Origin of the sequence: Acinetobacter sp. CIP 64.7, from assembly GCF_000369745.1 — a bacterium.
In the GTDB taxonomy this organism is placed as follows: domain Bacteria; phylum Pseudomonadota; class Gammaproteobacteria; order Pseudomonadales; family Moraxellaceae; genus Acinetobacter; species Acinetobacter fasciculus.
Map to the genome: position 1 here is coordinate 1,259,767 of NZ_KB850179.1, position 16,538 is coordinate 1,276,304.

At 37.9% G+C, this 16,538-nt stretch carries 12 protein-coding genes, 3 pseudogenes, 2 riboswitches and 1 other annotated feature; of the genes and pseudogenes, 7 read left to right on the forward strand and 8 right to left on the reverse strand.

The annotated features are described in order from the left end of the window. Positions 1-63 precede the first annotated feature (63 nt). The gene (locus tag F890_RS12610) at positions 64-1,092 is read right to left on the reverse strand and encodes a methionine synthase (RefSeq protein ID WP_005267229.1); all 1,029 of its coding nucleotides are present in this window, start codon (positions 1,090-1,092) and stop codon (positions 64-66) included. A 42-nt stretch (positions 1,093-1,134) separates the two neighbouring features. Beyond that, positions 1,135-2,133: a putative oxygenase MesX gene (locus F890_RS12615; protein WP_005267231.1), complete on the reverse strand. Its 999-nt coding sequence runs from the start codon at positions 2,131-2,133 to the stop codon at positions 1,135-1,137. Between the two features lie 373 nt (positions 2,134-2,506). Between F890_RS12615 and F890_RS12620 the strand changes: the two genes are divergently transcribed. From F890_RS12620 to crcB, 3 genes and pseudogenes are all read left to right on the forward strand, one after another. After that, positions 2,507-3,370 carry an IS982 family transposase gene (locus tag F890_RS12620; protein ID WP_005265583.1) on the forward strand — a complete coding sequence of 288 codons (864 nt, stop codon included), beginning with the start codon at positions 2,507-2,509 and terminating at the stop codon, positions 3,368-3,370. Positions 3,371-3,439: 69 nt separating this feature from the next. Further along, a pseudogene (locus F890_RS19130) lies at positions 3,440-3,535 on the forward strand (hypothetical protein); the annotation flags it as partial. A 16-nt stretch (positions 3,536-3,551) separates the two neighbouring features. Continuing rightward, positions 3,552-3,619: riboswitch (Fluoride riboswitch) on the forward strand. A gap of 58 nt (positions 3,620-3,677) precedes the next feature. Beyond that, on the forward strand, positions 3,678-4,058 hold the full coding sequence (crcB, locus tag F890_RS12625) for a fluoride efflux transporter CrcB (RefSeq protein WP_005267233.1): 381 nt from the start codon (positions 3,678-3,680) through the stop codon (positions 4,056-4,058). A 379-nt stretch (positions 4,059-4,437) separates the two neighbouring features. Here crcB and F890_RS12635 read toward each other — a convergent pair. Then, a pseudogene (locus F890_RS12635) lies at positions 4,438-5,686 on the reverse strand (IS3 family transposase). Further along, positions 5,281-5,397 (reverse strand) — a sequence feature (AL1L pseudoknot). (Overlaps the previous pseudogene by 117 nt.) A 134-nt stretch (positions 5,687-5,820) precedes the next feature. Between F890_RS12635 and F890_RS18620 the strand changes: the two are divergent. Beyond that, positions 5,821-6,012 (forward strand): annotated as a pseudogene (locus F890_RS18620) (PLP-dependent aminotransferase family protein); the annotation flags it as partial. 11 nt (positions 6,013-6,023) lie between these two features. Here F890_RS18620 and ahr read toward each other — a convergent pair. Next, on the reverse strand, positions 6,024-7,049 hold the full coding sequence (gene ahr / locus F890_RS12645) for an NADPH-dependent aldehyde reductase Ahr (RefSeq protein WP_005267240.1): 1,026 nt from the start codon (positions 7,047-7,049) through the stop codon (positions 6,024-6,026). A gap of 173 nt (positions 7,050-7,222) precedes the next feature. On the opposite strand from ahr, the gene F890_RS12650 reads away from it, so the two are divergent. The 3 genes from F890_RS12650 to F890_RS12665 all read left to right on the forward strand — a co-directional run bounded on the left by F890_RS12650 (position 7,223) and on the right by F890_RS12665 (position 10,508). Next, positions 7,223-7,750, forward strand: a complete 528-nt coding sequence (locus tag F890_RS12650) for a hypothetical protein (protein WP_005267244.1) — start codon at positions 7,223-7,225, stop codon at positions 7,748-7,750. 145 nt (positions 7,751-7,895) lie between these two features. Then, the gene (locus F890_RS12655; RefSeq protein WP_005267246.1) at positions 7,896-8,564 is read left to right on the forward strand and encodes an epoxyqueuosine reductase QueH; all 669 of its coding nucleotides are present in this window, start codon (positions 7,896-7,898) and stop codon (positions 8,562-8,564) included. Between the two features lie 402 nt (positions 8,565-8,966). After that, positions 8,967-10,508, forward strand: coding sequence for a PepSY-associated TM helix domain-containing protein (locus F890_RS12665; protein WP_005267250.1), 1,542 nt, complete (start codon positions 8,967-8,969; stop codon positions 10,506-10,508). A 276-nt stretch (positions 10,509-10,784) separates the two neighbouring features. Here the strand turns inward: F890_RS12665 and F890_RS12670 are convergent, their stop codons facing one another. From F890_RS12670 to F890_RS12685, 4 genes are all read right to left on the reverse strand, one after another. Further along, on the reverse strand, positions 10,785-12,170 hold the full coding sequence (locus F890_RS12670; RefSeq protein ID WP_005267252.1) for a methylenetetrahydrofolate reductase C-terminal domain-containing protein: 1,386 nt from the start codon (positions 12,168-12,170) through the stop codon (positions 10,785-10,787). A gap of 109 nt (positions 12,171-12,279) precedes the next feature. Then, positions 12,280-12,573, reverse strand: coding sequence for a hypothetical protein (locus F890_RS12675; RefSeq protein WP_005267254.1), 294 nt, complete (start codon positions 12,571-12,573; stop codon positions 12,280-12,282). A 158-nt stretch (positions 12,574-12,731) separates the two neighbouring features. Further along, positions 12,732-13,865 (reverse strand): 5-methyltetrahydropteroyltriglutamate--homocysteine S-methyltransferase, encoded by a 1,134-nt coding sequence (locus F890_RS12680; RefSeq protein WP_005267256.1) that lies wholly within the window; start codon positions 13,863-13,865, stop codon positions 12,732-12,734. A 345-nt stretch (positions 13,866-14,210) separates the two neighbouring features. Further along, a complete protein-coding gene (locus F890_RS12685) occupies positions 14,211-16,067 on the reverse strand; it encodes a TonB-dependent receptor domain-containing protein (protein ID WP_005267258.1) in 1,857 nt (618 codons plus the stop codon). A gap of 126 nt (positions 16,068-16,193) precedes the next feature. After that, positions 16,194-16,344, reverse strand: a riboswitch (cobalamin riboswitch). Between the last annotated feature and the right edge of the window lie 194 nt (positions 16,345-16,538).

The following is a 16,538-nucleotide window of genomic DNA, read 5'->3' on the forward strand; positions in this document are numbered from 1 at the left end:
TGCTTAGAACAGGACAAATGATTCAGTAAGCATTTACCCTGCTAAGCATCAAACTGCGTTTGATTAAGCCTCTAATTCTCTACGAACAATGGCTGCACCTGCACTTAGGGCTTCAAGCTTGCCACGTGCAACTTGGCGAGAAAGTGGCGTCATACCACAGTTGGTTGAAGGATAGAGTTTGTCAGCATCTACAAACTGCAATGCTTTACGCAAAGTATTTGCCACGTCTTCAGCCGTTTCAACCTGATTGGTTGCCACATCAATTGCCCCAACCATGACTTTTTTGCCACGAATCAGTTCAATTAAATCCATCGGTACACGTGAGTTTTGGCACTCTAACGAAATGATATCTACCTTTGACTTTTGTAATTTAGGGAATGATTCTTCATACTGACGCCATTCATTACCCAAGGTTTGTTTCCAATCCGTATTTGCCTTGATGCCGTAGCCATAGCAAATATGCACAGCGGTTTCACATTTGAGTCCTTCAAGCGCACGCTCTAAGGTCGGAATACCCCAGTCATTTACTTCATCAAAGAACACATTAAATGCAGGCTCATCAAACTGAATAATGTCGACTCCTGCTGCTTCAAGCTCTAACGCTTCTTGGTTAAGAATTTTAGCAAACTCCCAAGCCAATTTTTCACGACTCTTGTAGTGACCATCGTAAAGTGTATCAATCATGGTCATCGGACCAGGAAGCGCCCATTTAATTGGTTGATTGGTTTGGCTGCGCAAGAATTTCGCATCATCTACAAACACGGCTTTTTTACGAGAAACTTCACCCACAACCGACGGTACGCTTGCTTCATAACGATTACGAATACGCATGGTTTCACGCTTTTCGAAATCCACCCCTTCAAGATGCTCAATGAAGGTCGTTACGAAGTGCTGACGGGTTTGTTCACCGTCACTTACGATATCAATACCAGCAGTGACTTGCTCATGTAATGATAATTTTAACGCATCACGTTTAGCTTCAAGAAGTTCTTCGCCTTCAAGTTTCCATGCTGACCATAATTTTTCAGGTTCAGCGAGCCATGACGGTTTCGGTAAGCTGCCTGCTGTTGATGTTGGTAATAAAATAGCCATGTCTAATCTTCTTTCTTTAAATTCGTCTATCAATGCAATGGATTAAGCCGCTTGGTCTTGCTGAGCATTTTCAATTTTAAAATTCGCAGCCCACTCGTCCAAAATGTCTTTATACGGTTTGATGAAGTTTTCTTCTGTCCACTTACCTTGTTTCACCGCCAATTCACCACGTTCAACACGGTCATAAACAATACGTGTCAGTGAGTAATCGCCATAGCTCAAGCTTGGTTGATATTCCACACCTGCCGGAGAGTTGGTATTGTAAATTTCAGGACGGTAGATTTTTTGGAAGCTTTCCATAGTCGCAATCGCACTGATCAATTCAAAATCAGTGTAGTCACGAAGTAGATCGCCTGCACAGTAGAAAGCTAATGGTGCATTCGCGCCTTGAGGCTTAAAGTAACGAACGCTTAAGCCCATTTTGGCAAAGTAGGCATCAGTACGTGAGTAATCATCATTGGTGTATTCGACACCGAGTACTGGATGCACGTTAGCTGTTTGGTAATAAGTTTTTGTTGTAGAAACACTTAAACAAATAACAGGATTGTTTCTAAATTCTGTTTTAAATACTTCAGAGTTCACTAGATGTAAATATAACTTGCCATGCAAGTCTCCAAAATCTTCAGGCATCTCATTAAACTTACAGCCTAATGCAGGAAGCACAACACTAAAGTCATAATCACGAACATAAGAAGAAAAACTGTTTCCGATCATGCCTTCAATGCGCTGATTGGTTTTATGATCAATGATGGTGCTTTTTAGTGTTTCAATAAATGGGAAGGTTTGACCGTTGCCCTCAATATCAATCTCTGCAGAAATAATATCGATCTCAAGTGAATAGCGATCGCCTTTTGGATTGTCGACTGTAGCCAAACTATTAAAACGATTGTTGATCATCGCAAGTGTACGACGCAGGTTTTCTTGGCGGCTTTCACCACGTGCCAAATTGGCAAAATTAGTGGTCTGACGTGTATTGCTTGCTGGCTCATAATTCTCATCAAAACGAATGCGCTTAATTGAACATTGGAATGCTGTGCTCATGGAGATTGCCACCTAAAAATTTTATAAAAAATCTAAATTTCTGAATGGCTTTATTTAAACGTGAATAAGAAAGTGAGTAAAACGATATAAATTCAGCTAAAGGTGAAGAAAATTCACTTTGGGTGATTTTTATAGGTAATAAGGCTTTCGATAGTTTGATTAGAATAAAATTTCACCAATAATCTCATTTCTAATAACTAAATCTTCTATTTTCATAAACATCTAATCTTCTAAGGTTTGTTTTTTTTATTATTAATCATCTCAGATCCTTTTAATTAACCTGAGTTCGATATAAAAAAAGAGTAGAAAAAAAAGCCCTGTATTTGTAACATATTGGTTCTCAAGACAAAATGTTATAAAACAAGGCTTTTCAATGGATCATATTACCGAATTATTTTGTATTTTGGATGATTTCTGCAAAAAATTTAATGAGTCTTTAGAGAAAGCTTTAATTTCTGATCAAAAAACCAGGCTGAAAAAGTCAGCTTTAAGCTTGTCTGAAGCAATGACCATTGTCATTTTATTTCATCAATCCGGGTTTAGATTCTTCAAATATTTTTATTGCCAAATGATCGTTCCATTCTGGAAATCTGCTTTTCCTAAACTGCTTAGCTACAACCGATTTATTGAAATCATGCCCCGTTGTTTGCAAGCTCTGAGTAGTTTCTTCCATCAAGTGAAAGGAAAAGATACGGGAATCAGTATCATTGACTCCACTAAATTGGTGGTTTGCCATAATCTTCGGATTAAAAGGCATCGTGTATTTAAAGGTTTGGCCGGTCGTGGAAAAAGTAGTACGGGTTGGTTTTATGGTTTTAAATTACACCTGATTATCAATAATTTAGGTGAAATTATTAATCTCACACTTACATCAGGAAATGTTCATGATGTTGCTGTACTTGAATCTTTAACTAAAGAGTTAAAAGGAATTTTACTCGGAGATAAAGGCTATTTGAGCAAAGCAAAAGCTGAAGCTTTAGCAGCCAGAGGACTAAAAATATTGACTCCATCACGCAGGAATATGAAAAATAAACCTATTCATACTGAACAAGAAAAACAATTGCTTTGCAAAAGAGGATTGATCGAAACAGTAAATGATCAGTTAAAAAATTTGCAGCAACTTGAACATTCACGTCATCGTTCGGTCAACAACTTCATGGTGAATATTATGGCTGCTGTAGTGGCTTATTGCTTGAACCCCAATAAGCCAACTTTCCAAAATATGCTAAAAGGCTAAGTGGATTTCATCGAACTCAGGTTAATTACTATAAAGGGGATACTTGTAACTGCGTAGAATTTAAAAGATATGAGCAAGCAGATTAGATTTAATGCTTTTGAGATGAACTGTATCGCCCATCAATCTCCGGGTTTATGGTGTCATCCTTTAGATCGCTCAACAGAATAGGTATAAAATAACAAGCATATAAGGAGATGGTATTCCTCCTTCCACAAACCGCCAAGTCTGGCTGATGATGCCTACGTAACTCTCTTTCACAGTAGAGTGCGTAGGTATACGCTCTACTTTTATTTGGAGCGCATATCTCATGTATTTCTCCCTTCTTTCAATTGCACTTGGCTCTGTACTCGGTGCATGGTTACGCTGGGGCATAAGTCTTAAATTTAACAGTGTCTTTGACAATATTCCTTTTGGAACAGTACTGGTTAACTTAATCGGTGCTTTCATTATCGGGTTGGCAGTATCATTTTTTTCAAATAGTTCTATAAGTCCCAATTATAAATTGTTTATCGTGACAGGCTTCTGTGGTGCTTTGACTACCTTCTCAACATTCTCAATAGAGGTTGTTGGGTTACTACAATCTTCAAAGTTTGAATATGCCATTTCCACCATTGCGATTCATGTGGTGGGCTCGTTGATCTTTACGATTTTGGGAATGTTGACTTATCAGTTGACGACGAATCATTAAGACAAACTATTTATTCAAAAATTACCTGCACTAATTTGTATATTGTTTGAACAATAGGAATCCTATAAACTTAAAATATTAATTATTAAGGAGAATTTTAGTGCAGGAATCTGAATTGATATTAGTAGATACTGAGTATTCAATATTTTATTCAAATAAGAACTTTATTCCTATCGATGAAGTTATATCCAGTCTCAGAGCTTTAGAAAGTAATATTCATTACACCTCTAAATTTATTGAAAAGGCATATCCTAATTACAAAGTTATAAATTCTGAAATTTTTATTGAAAATTTAAAAAGCGGCAGTTTAGACGTCAGATTAATAATTCGAAAGTCTCTATGAACCGTACCGGGTTTGTCGGAGAGTTTTTTATTTAAGTTAGGCCACCTGACCTAACGGGTTAATCTTATCATAGTACATTGCTTCAAAATCAAAAGGTGATACATAACCTAGTGCACTATGTACACGCTCTTTATTGAACCAATCTACCCAATTTAGTGTCGCAAGTTGTACATCTGCTAAACCTTGCCAATCTGCTTTTAGATATTCAATCACCTCTGTTTTGTATAAGCCATTCACCGTTTCAGCCAAAGCATTATCGTATGAATCACCAGTCGTACCGACTGATGCTCGTAAATTTGCTGCTTCTAAACGATTGGTATAGCGAATGGAAAGATATTGCACACCTCTGTCGGAATGATGAATCACATTCTTTGGCATGCCTCGATCATGCAATGCTTGCTCCAATGCATCGAGCACCATATCTGTATTCATCCGTGTCGATACTTTCCATCCAACAATTGCTCGTGAGAACACATCAATAATAAATGCAGTATAAACCCAGCCTGAATTTGTTTGAATATACGTAAAGTCACTCACCCACAGTTGGTCAGGATGATCAGCAGTAAAATTACGTTTCACTAAATCATCTGCTCGTTTTTGGTCATCTCGGCTACGGGTGGTTTGTTTGTTCTTATCACGCCAAACACCTTGTATACCTAGCTTTTGCATTAATCGAGCAACAGTACAGCGCGCAATAATATAGCCTTCACGTTTCAGTTTTTGCCAGACTTTACGTACACCATACCGACCTGAACTTTCCTTCCAAATTCGTTTAATCTCCTCAGCATGATGCAAGTCATGTAAATCTCGCTTTGCTCGATGTTCCCTTGCGAAGCAATGCTTCTCATCACAGAGATCTAGAGTCCGGTAATAGGTTGAAGGTGCGATCGGTAAAATTCTACAAATCGCCTCGACTCCGTACAGCTCTTTATTATTATGGATAAAATCCACCATTATTTGTGTGGGCGGTCGAGCTCCGCCTGGGCGAAAAAAGCGGCTGCTTTACGTAGAATTTCATTGGCGCGTTGCAGTTCTTTATTTTCGCGTTCCAGTTGTTTGATACGTTCTTGGTCTGAAAGCTGCTGTACTTTAACTGGATTTTGTTTATCTAAATATTTTTGATACCAAACACGTAGTGTTTCAGGAGTACAACCCTTGCGCAGTATACTGCTCAGGGAGCAATAGCGGTGATCGCAGCCCAATTCGATGGATAATCTTTCTCGGATTCAATCAATAATTGAACCGCTCTTTCTCTGATTTCAGGGGTATATTTTACTTTTTTCATCGGGACATTCTCTCAGAAAGCTTGGTCTCCGACAAACCCGGTACGGTTCAAAATCTAAATTGTGTTATGTCCTTTTTATTTCAAGAGTTTAGAAAGTTGAGATTCGCGTATTAATATATCTTTATAAAGCTGCGCAGATTGACAGTTGGGATCTGTATTGTTTTGCCCAGCAGCACGGTATTAACATTGTGCCGGGACTGTTGTTTGGTGGTGCAGATCGTTACCGTAACTGTATTCGCCTGAATGCAGGACATGAACTGTCTGAACAGATACAACAGGCGATCCAGTTATTGGCCAATTGGGTTAAAAAGGCTTTAAAAAGTTGATTTGAATAGCGTTAATCAAAATCAGCTTTAAGCACAACGCGATAACGCACTTGACCTGAATGTAAACGTTCAATGGCTTCATTCACTTGTGACATTGGGAACAGTTCAATCTGTGGCGCAATATTTTGACGTGCGGCAAATTTCAGAAGTTGACGCAGTGCGGCAGGCGATCCAGTTGAAGAACCGGTGACTGATTTAGCACCGCTAATTAACATGCCCGCAGGAATCTGCATTGGCTCTAGTGCAAGTCCGAGCATATGCACACTGCCATTTGGTGCGAGTGTAGATAGATAGGCTTGCCAGTCTAAAGTGACATTTACTGTACTTAAAATTAAATCAAACGTGCCACGATGTGCCTTAAGTGCAGCCGTGTCACGACTACTGAGCACATGGTCTGCACCCATGGCTTTGAGTTCGTCAGTTTTATCAAGACTTGAGGTAAATGCGGTAATTTCACAGCCCCATGCTTTCAATAACTTAATTGCCATATGACCTAAGCCGCCAATACCAATTACTGCAACGTGATGAATGGCTTGAATTTGGTGCTGTAAAATTGGATCAAATACGGTAATGCCACCGCATAGGAGCGGGCCTGCACTCACAGCATCTAAATCATCAGGGAGGGGAATAACCCATTGCCAACCTGCACGGACTTTATCTGCAAAACCGCCTGCGTGTCCCACGATGGTCGCCGTTTTCCCACCCGTACATTGTACTTGCTGCCCTGATATACATGATTCACAGTGTTGACAGCTTTCAGCTGTCCAGCCAATGCCAACACGTTGACCCAGTTTTAGGCCTTTGGCTTCGCTCCCAAGTTGTGTAATCGTTCCGATAATTTCGTGGCCTGGGATTGCAGGATAGACTGAGGATTTCCAGTCATTTTGGATAATTGAAACATCTGAATGACATAAACCACAGTACTCAACTTTGACTTCAACTTGATGGGCTTGTAGTTCGCCTGCATCAAATTGATAGGGAACCAATGCTTCACCGGCATTCATTGCCGCAAAAGCACGAATTAAATTGTCACTCATTGTCTTTAGTCCTTATTAATTTATGAATACTACGCGAATCTCAACATGTTATTGAGAAAGGTTCAAAGACTGCAACTCAGCTTCTACCATCTAAAGAAACAGTCAAAGATATAATTAAACAGTCTACTATAGCCTTAGTTATCGAAGGAACTAAATTAGCTACTGCTACTCCTGTGACACCAACAGCAGTAAATGATATTACTGTAAATAATATTAACACGACTATTCAATCACCTTATTTAAGTGAAAAAGAGTACCAAGAGGTATTGTCCAAAATTCCTCAAAAAACTTTAGCAGAAAATGCAATCAACATAACAAAACCAGCAAAATTGGAAGATAAAGCTGAGATTAAATTTGATTATAAAAATGATAATGAAGTCATTTTTGACCGTTCAGTTTTAGATCCTATTCCTGCAACCTACACCCCACCTACGCAAGATGAGAAAGAAAAATTCCATCAAGATATTGTTTTATCAATTTATGCATCAGATAAAGATAGACGGGAAACTGGATGGGCTGGATCTATTCATTCTTTGAATCATAAAAGGGTATCTTTGAAATTAAATGATAGTGTAAAACCTGAGCAACTTCATGGAATGACTGAAGTCATAGCTAGTGTAATTGTTCATGAAAAATTTAATCGACAAAAAAAAGCATATGAAATTGCTTATATAGAAGTTCTAGGATTTAAAGCTAAATAGTTTTTTAAGATTCATTATTTGAATGTTAGTAATTCTATACACCATGAAAAGCATTCATTTTAACATTAGAAAATATCAGCATATCAATCTCTTATAACGTGCTTAAATCGCTAAAATATAGGGTTTAGATTTAAACCCTATAACCATGTCAAATAAACTTGAACGTCAAAAACTGACTCTCCCAGAAGGTCATGACAAACTACTTATCCACTCCTGCTGTGCGCCGTGTTCAGGTGAAGTGATGGAAACCCTGATTGAATCAGGCATCGACTTTTCAATCTTTTTCTATAACCCTAACATTCACCCGATAAAAGAATATGAAATTCGTAAGGAAGAAAATATTCGCTTTGCCGAAAAACATAATATCCCTTTTATCGACTGTGATTACGATACTGACAATTGGTTTGCACGTGCCAAAGGTATGGAAAATGAACCTGAGAAAGGCATCCGTTGTACCATGTGCTTTGATATGCGTTTTGAGCGTACAGCTTTATATGCAGCCGAAAATGGCTTCAGTCTAATAAGTAGCTCGCTTGGTATTTCCCGTTGGAAGAACATGCAGCAGATTAATGACTGTGGTCATCGTTCTGCTTCACATTACCCAGGCATTACCTATTGGGATTACAACTGGCGTAAAAATGGTGGTGCTGTTCGTATGCTCGAAATCAGCAAGAAGGAAGAGTTCTACCAACAAGAATATTGTGGCTGTGTCTATTCCTTGCGCGACACCAACCGTTGGCGTATGAGCCAAGGTCGTGAACGGATTAAATTAGGTGTGAAATTCTATTCGAATGCCATGGATGACGAGACTTAATACGCTAAAATAGCCAATCTATTTGGGTATCTCATCTTTGTAATTCAAAAGAGTTATACAGATCAAAACTCTCTAAGATTGGCTATTTAGCTTTCAATTTCATCATCAAATATACTGCGATCAAACGCCTTGAAACTTCATTTAATTACACTTTATCGCTTTATGATTGGCTTTGGTATTGGCTATCTATGCACTTATTTTTTTGCCCTCAATTTGATTCATTTATGCCAATCTTTTTTACCTAAAGCCGAATCTGTTTTGCTTGGCTCATTGGTCGCACTTATCTTTTATATCGCATTTGTCATTTTGATTTTTTGTATCAAGAACCTGAAATGGTTGTCTCTATTAAGCCTGATTGTACTCAGCATTTTATTTCTTACACACAAGTTTTTAGGATAATTCATGCTGAAATCGATTAGACAATCTACGGCAACTTTGCATTCTTGGCTAGGCTTAATTTTTGGTTGGTTGCTCTTTCTCATTTTTGTGATGGGATCATTGAGTTTGTATAAAACTGAAATCAATTACTGGATGCAACCTCAATTTGCAACTATGCAAACTAGCTCTAATGAGGCAGCTCAATCCGCTTTTGCCTATTTACAAACACATGCTCCCGATGCAAAAAGTTGGTTTATCCATGTTGCTCATGATAATGCACCTGTAAATCGTGTCTTTTGGCAAACGGCTGAAGGTGCTTTCGAAAATAGAATATTAAATGCTTCAACTGGCAGTGAATTACAGTTATTAAATACCCAAGGTGGTGATTTCTTTTATCGACTGCACTTTCAACTCTATGGCATGTCTTATATGACAGGACAGATCATCGTCACTTTTACTGCCTTTATTTTATTAATTTTATTGATTTCTGGTGTGATTACTCATAAAAAATTACTGATCGAATTTTTTACTTTACGTACTAATAAGGGACAACTCTCTTATCTTGACTATCATACTGTATCCGCTGTCACAGCGATGCCGTTTTTCTTTGTGACGGCATTTACAGGCTTGGCGATGTTCTTTTATGTACTCTTCCCTGCAAATTTAAAACTCAGCTATCCTGACAATCCTTTTCAGTATTTTGAAGAGATCCGTACAATACCTCAGCAGGATTTACTTTCAACTCCTGAAAAAGCAGAAATGCGCCCTATACAATACTTTTTAAAGCACACGACTCAACAATGGGGAGTTGCACCCTTAGATACAATTACAGTAAAAAGTCCAAATACATCATCGGCCCATATAACAATTAATAAAAAAGAAGATCGTACGATCACACGTAACCAAGATCAGTTTATTTTTAATGCACATACAGGTGAATTGCTTAAAAACAATCGAAATACAAGTGCATTAGCAACTTTGAATAATGGAATATATGGCTTACACATGGCACGTTATGCACAGCCGAGTTTACGATTCATCTTGTTTTTATCGGGCATACTCGGAGCAACAATGATTGCTTCAGGCTTATTTTTATGGAGCTTAAAAAGACAGATAAAAAATAAAAAACAAAGCTTTCATCTTGGTGCATATCTGGTCAACAGACTTAATATGACTGCAACTATAGGTCTTGGTATTGCCGTACTGAGTTATTTCTATATAAACCGCTTAGTGACAGCACCTTACAATTTACCCAATTATGAAATTACTACATTTTTCTCAGTGTGGTTCATTTGCTTTTTAATCGCTTGTTTAATGCCACAGCATCAACTTTGGAAAAGCTTACTCAAGGGCTTCATCATTCTCGCTCTTATACTACCTATCATAAACCTATGCTACTTATTCAATCATCATCTTATTTCTTCATTCTCATCGTATTGGATGTTCTTGAGAGTTGATCTACTCATTCTTCTGTTTGCTTTGTTGGCTATATTTTTACATCAAAAAATAGCACCAATTGCATCAAACCAAGTGACTCAAAATCAGTTTATAAACGGTATACGCTAAATGAAACTTATCATTGGTCTAGGCTTGATCATTTTAGCTATGCTGTTATTTTTTGCAGTGAGCTCAAAGCAGCGTATAAAAACACAACAAAGTCGCTTTGCTGTACTTAGTCAGTATCCCCAGATCTCTAGATTTCTAGGAATACTGCTTTTAGGATTATCCTTGTTTCCACTTTGCTCACATTATGGAAACAGTATTGGTTTTATTTCACTATATCTTTTGATCACGCCTATTCTTTTGATTTTGATATTCATTAAACGTAATTAATGTAATGAATTAAGCTTCTGTATACCAATTTTTCCAAGAACTAGTGCCACGTACTTCAAGTGGTACAGTTGGAATCAATTTTTCTTTTAGAACGTCAGTCTGTCCCACGGCTTTGGCAAGCCGGGCTTTCACAGAATGAATGCATTCTCGATCTCCAAATTCACAGCGGTCTAAGGTAGTCCCCCCACAAGGACCATTCGCCAATCCTTTTGGACAGGTTTCAGGACAGATATATAAAGTATCTCCTAGCCTGCATTGACCACAGCTTTCACAGCCCACAACGCCATGCTTAGAGATAAATTCAGTTTTCAGTAATGCTTTTGCAGCAGGTGTATGCTCCCAAAATGAGGCTTTAAAAATAAAGCGTCCGATACCCTTGGCAATTTTGGACTCAAACAATGCCTCATGCATGAAATGTAGTTGCTGATATTTAATCAACTGACTGGATGTCGGCTGACGGGAGTAATAAGGCAATTCTGGCATGAACTCTTTTCCAGTCTTCACTTGCCATAATGAATTCCAGAGAGCTTCAAGTGCATTCAAATCCAGATGCCGATATTGTTCTATATAGCTTTCCAAAAGCATCTGCTCTTCAGGCTTGTAACAGGCTGAAAGGTGAACTCCGGCAAACCCAAGATGTTTACACATCAGGATCTGTAAAGCACAGCGTAAATGAACCCGATCACTCAACCCATCCTGTTTTTCCTGAGCCAACACCCCTAACATATAGGGTGTAATCACAATACCAGCGACTTTATTTTTCACCATAAAATTGGCACGAGCAAAACTCAGCGGCATAACACAAGCAAGTATTTTTTGTTGGTAATGATGACGATTTAAAAAAGCCTTTACTTGTTTTAAAGCATCCATGTCATACCCTAATTGGGTAATAATAAAATCTGCGCCTGCCTTCATCTTTTTGTGTAGTTTTAGATATTGTGCGTCACGCTCAGCTTCAGCATATTTGAACGGGTTAAAGGCCACACCTAGATGAAATCCACCACGGCGCTTGGCTACCATCACGGCATTCACCGATTCTAGATATCGGGTACGTCCAGATTCATCCCCCCCATAACTGTGCTCTTTGAGCTTATCGCCTGTCAGCAATAAAAGATTCTTAATATTGGCTGATTTGGCTTGATCTAAAAATAATTCAAAATCCTGAATATCTCGATCTTTCCCAGAAAAATGCAGAACTTTATCGCTCGATTTTGAATAATGCTGACTAGCCTCAAGCGGTGCCATATCATGGTCTGAATGGACACGGTCAGCAATTGCAATAAAAGCTGAGAAACCCGCAATATCTTGTGCTACATGTTGAGTTTTAGATGAAGTCAAATATTCAACTAAAATACAAAATTTATAATGTTCTAAGTGTTGAAAAAAATTAAGCATGTCCCTTGATTAACCAAATATCCTAAAGCTAAAACATTATTTAAAATTCAGGAAAGAACATGTCATTGTAGATAAATACAATTTGAATGTTCTCTCCTGTTCACATTCTTTATTTTCTTTTAGCTGAGCTGATTTTAATTTGACGCCTAAGCGTATTAATTTTTTGCTCAAGTAGCTGAATGATCAGATCAGAACCGCTTATCCAAGTGTCGTGTTCATGAAATTTAACGTCATCTTTTAGCGCCGTTTCTGTTTGATCACCATTTAGGTTTTGTTTACATATCTCGAAACCTAAAATGCTATTTTCCTTAGAACGTATTACCTTGAATACACTAAAATCAATTGGGTTATTGGTATTTTTCATTCGACATACTCGACCAATAAACTCTTTATCCTTTAACATCTTTACTCTCAAGCAAACAGATTAATTACTTAAAAATTTTAAATATACTGATTAGTTTGAACATCTTGAAAAAAGATTCACTAGAGCATGTACAGTGATTAACAAGGTAATCATACACATACTTGGGCTGATCACTTTTCCAAGACATCAATATTTAATTAAGGCCAGAACTTTTTTGCGACCTTATTCATTAGTTTGATTTTTTCCCACTGGGTATCATAGGAAACTTTGTTGCCCTCTTCAGTTGAAGCAAAACCACTCTGTAAACACAACCCTAATTGCTCAATGGGTAAAAATTGAGTTGCTTCACGAATACGCTGTGAAATATCCTCTTCACTTTCTACATACTCTTTTTTGGAAGAGACTAAGCCCAAAAACACTTCTGCTTGAGTATTTTTGAGGAGCGAAATTGGTTCAAACCCACCGGCCCGATCTGTATCAAATTCCAATAAGTAACGATCGATATTGGTCAACTGTTTAAAAATGTATGTAGAGATAAAGTCATAATCACCTTGATACAACCAACTAGAACTAAAGTTTCCACGGTCAATATGCAATGATACGAATAAGTCTTCAGGCTTATCCTTGAGTGCAATATTGAGTATTTCTACACCGAGCGTTGCTAAGTCATGATCTGACATACCAGAAGTGATTTCACTTGCTCTATATGCTTCGTCACTTAAATACGCCCAGAACTCATCATTTAGTTGTAAATATCGACAGCCTTCTTGATACAGCGCTTGAATTGCTTCTCGATAAGATTGCCCAATGTCTGCAATATAGTCATTGATACGATCTGCATAAAAACGATTGTTTCTTAAGTGTGGAAAAAGCAACATGGTTGGACTTGGTATGCAATACTTAGCAGTTGCAAAACCTTCAATTACTTTATGTAGATAACGATAATGAATCAGACTTGTGTGTTCTTCTGACCAACCAATTTTTCCTGTGACACGGATATCAATCGGTTTACTGATCGCATCTTTATATTTCAAACCATCACGTGTTTTGTAGCTTTCTATGCCTTGCAATTGTTCAAGAAAATCGAAATGCCACCAAGTACGGCGAAAATCACCATCTGTCATAACGGTACAATCTAAATCAAGCTGAATATCGATCAGGTTGTCAATTTCTGCATCTTCAACCTGTCTTAATGTCTCTTCATATATGACCCGATCAGCAAAGTCGTAACGTGCTTTTTTGAGTTTTAATGCTCTTAAAAAGCTACCGATATGCTCTACCTTATTATTCGCATATTGACTCTTGGCTTGAGGAGATGTGTTACTTTGCATAAATAAACCAAATAAAAATGACTTCTGAGAAGGTCACTTTGTAAAATTAGAAGTGTCGTTAATCGATATGTCTTTCAACGAAAAGAGAATGCTGTACCAGTATTTCAGTTTATTAATGAAAAACCAGACGACGAATCGTCTGGTTTTTCATGTGCACTACATTCAAAACGGGAGTATTGAAGGTATAACAACAAAACTGTACTGGTGTTTAATTAGATAAATTTAGATAGAATAAAACTATAAAAAACAACAATAACAGTGAATTATAACTGTTATTAAATGTGCTTTTACTGAAGGATTTTCACTCATAAATGAAGATCCTTCATGGTTTATCCTTAAGAAGTATTATTTCATCGCATAGCGAAGTGTTACCCAAGCAGTACGACCATCTTGGTTGTAGCCATTATTGGTGTTGTGTTCAACATCAAATACATTGGCAAGTTTAGTTTGAATTTCAAACTCAGGCGATACTTTATAACTTACTCGAGTATCGAACAATGCAAAACCATGTAATTCTGGGTTGGCAAAATCAGTTGTTTTACGTTTATCTTCTGCGTGCACTGCACCACCAATTGTCCATTGATCAATCGCGTAATCTAACGACACATTTAGTATTTGCTTCGGACGATAAGCAATTTGCTGACCTTCTGCGCCTTTACTACGATTTTCAGGATCTTGGTTTGTATAATTTAAGTTCCAAGAAACATTATCGTAGTTCTGACCTAAGACTAATTCCACACCACGAATAAGTGCCTCATTAATATTAGATGGTACATATTCCCCTGCTGCATTTGGCGCCCATGCAATCAGGTTATCTATCTTATTTTCAAACGCATTTAATTCCCAATTAATAAACTTGTGCTGACCTTTCACCCCAATTTCAGTATTTTTTGAAGTTTCAGGTTGTAAATCAGGGTTACCAGTACCGACCCAATATAAGTCATTAAAAGTTGGCGCACGGAAAGCTGTACCATAGGTTGCATATGCCAAAATAGCATCGTTAAAACGATAACCTAAAGTGGCATTACCTGTGGTTTTATCACCAAACTGCTCGTTATCATCAAAACGTACTGCACCTTGTAATTCAACTTTGCCTACATTACCTAAGTACTGTGCAAAATAACCGATATTGTCACGCTCATTTTCTACATAGGTATTACTGCTTTTTATTTCATCTACCTGATAATCAACACCTGCAACCACACTATGATTTGGATGAAGTTCTAAAGTATTTAACCAAGATGCACTATCACGCAATGTTTCAAAACTTGCAGGATACGCATCAAAACTTTCGTTTTTATCTACTGCACGGCCAAGTTTTAGCTCAGTTGTCCATATATCATTTGCTTTGAATTTTGCACCTGCACCATAAATCGTTTGTTCAATTTTAGCATGCACATTTGGCGTATCTGCATATGGATAACCCCAATCATCTTGAGCATCATATTCATACTTGCCATCTACATGTAAAGCATTGATCGAAACATCTAAACGTTCGTTAATTTGATGCCCAGCACGTAAAGAAATAGAGGCATTTTCATAGCCATCTTTATCTAAATCTTGAGGCTCAGTTAAAGTTGATGCATTAATCCCACGTGTTTTTAAACCTGATGCACTTAAAGTTGCCCAGCTATTATCCTGACGAATATTTAAGCCAGCATTCGCCTCATAGGTTTCATGTGAGCCATATGTAAAAGATGCAAATGGTTTAACACCATCTGTCGTACCTTTACGTGTATAGACCTTTACCACACCACCAATTGCTTCTGAACCATATAAGCTTGAACGTGGACCACGTACCACTTCAACGCGCTCGATTTGAGCAATGGGTAGATGTTCAAATGCAGTCTGCCCAAGTGTTGCAGAACCTACTTTTTGCCCATCAACCAATACTAAAAGTGCATTTGAATTCGCACCACGAATAGAAATACCCGCAGTTTGTCCCATACCACCAGAACTTGTGTATGAAATACTTGGAATGGTACGTAATAAGTCTTGTAAAGAATTAAATTGCTTACGTTCAATTTCTTCACGATCAATCACAGTAACGGCCGCTAAAGTATCGGCATTATTTTGCTCAACCAAGTTGGCAACGACATTGATTTTAGGAAGTTGGAAAACAGATTTTTCTGCTGCCATTGCCATAGACAATGGAGATAAGACTAACAAACCACCTAAAGCAGTTGTATACATTTGATTCATGATATACCCCAAAATTTCGCACCGCCCGTGCAAATATAAATGTGAAGCGCGCGGACGGATTTTGGGTAAGCAATACCAACTCAATATAATAGAAGTATGCAATCCCTTCTTTAACGCCCGCCGCATTAGTTAGGTTATGCAACAGGCCGGTCTCCGGACTTAAGGATATTGAAATAACCTATTCACCGTTGCGGGGGCAGTGTTAGCTTACAATTTGAATTGTACTAACTTCCCAGTTTCACTTCTCTATAGAAGCACCTGAAGCAGGTGCAGAGACTAAAACTAAGTCCTTGCTAAGTCAAACTGTTTCTGATTATTCGTATTACTCTCATAAAGCTAAATTTTCTAAGGAATATAGGAAGGGCTTTGTTGCACAAAGATTTGAAATGCAAAGCGCCCCTAATTGAGCCAAATTTAAGGCGTAACTTGGGTAAGTGGTCGACCTAATTCCGTAAATCTGTTAAGGACTGC

What these genes read in the sequence shown, in the direction of transcription:
- F890_RS12610 (WP_005267229.1), bottom strand. Translation starts at nt 1,092, where the DNA reads ATGGCTATTTTATTACCAACATCAACAGCAGGCAGCTTACCGAAACCG.
- F890_RS12615 (WP_005267231.1), bottom strand. Translation starts at nt 2,133, where the DNA reads ATGAGCACAGCATTCCAATGTTCAATTAAGCGCATTCGTTTTGATGAG.
- F890_RS12620 (WP_005265583.1), top strand. Translation starts at nt 2,507, where the DNA reads ATGGATCATATTACCGAATTATTTTGTATTTTGGATGATTTCTGCAAA.
- crcB (WP_005267233.1), top strand. Translation starts at nt 3,678, where the DNA reads ATGTATTTCTCCCTTCTTTCAATTGCACTTGGCTCTGTACTCGGTGCA.
- ahr (WP_005267240.1), bottom strand. Translation starts at nt 7,049, where the DNA reads ATGAGTGACAATTTAATTCGTGCTTTTGCGGCAATGAATGCCGGTGAA.
- F890_RS12655 (WP_005267246.1), top strand. Translation starts at nt 7,896, where the DNA reads ATGTCAAATAAACTTGAACGTCAAAAACTGACTCTCCCAGAAGGTCAT.
- F890_RS12665 (WP_005267250.1), top strand. Translation starts at nt 8,967, where the DNA reads ATGCTGAAATCGATTAGACAATCTACGGCAACTTTGCATTCTTGGCTA.
- F890_RS12670 (WP_005267252.1), bottom strand. Translation starts at nt 12,170, where the DNA reads ATGCTTAATTTTTTTCAACACTTAGAACATTATAAATTTTGTATTTTA.
- F890_RS12675 (WP_005267254.1), bottom strand. Translation starts at nt 12,573, where the DNA reads ATGTTAAAGGATAAAGAGTTTATTGGTCGAGTATGTCGAATGAAAAAT.
- F890_RS12680 (WP_005267256.1), bottom strand. Translation starts at nt 13,865, where the DNA reads ATGCAAAGTAACACATCTCCTCAAGCCAAGAGTCAATATGCGAATAAT.
- F890_RS12685 (WP_005267258.1), bottom strand. Translation starts at nt 16,067, where the DNA reads ATGAATCAAATGTATACAACTGCTTTAGGTGGTTTGTTAGTCTTATCT.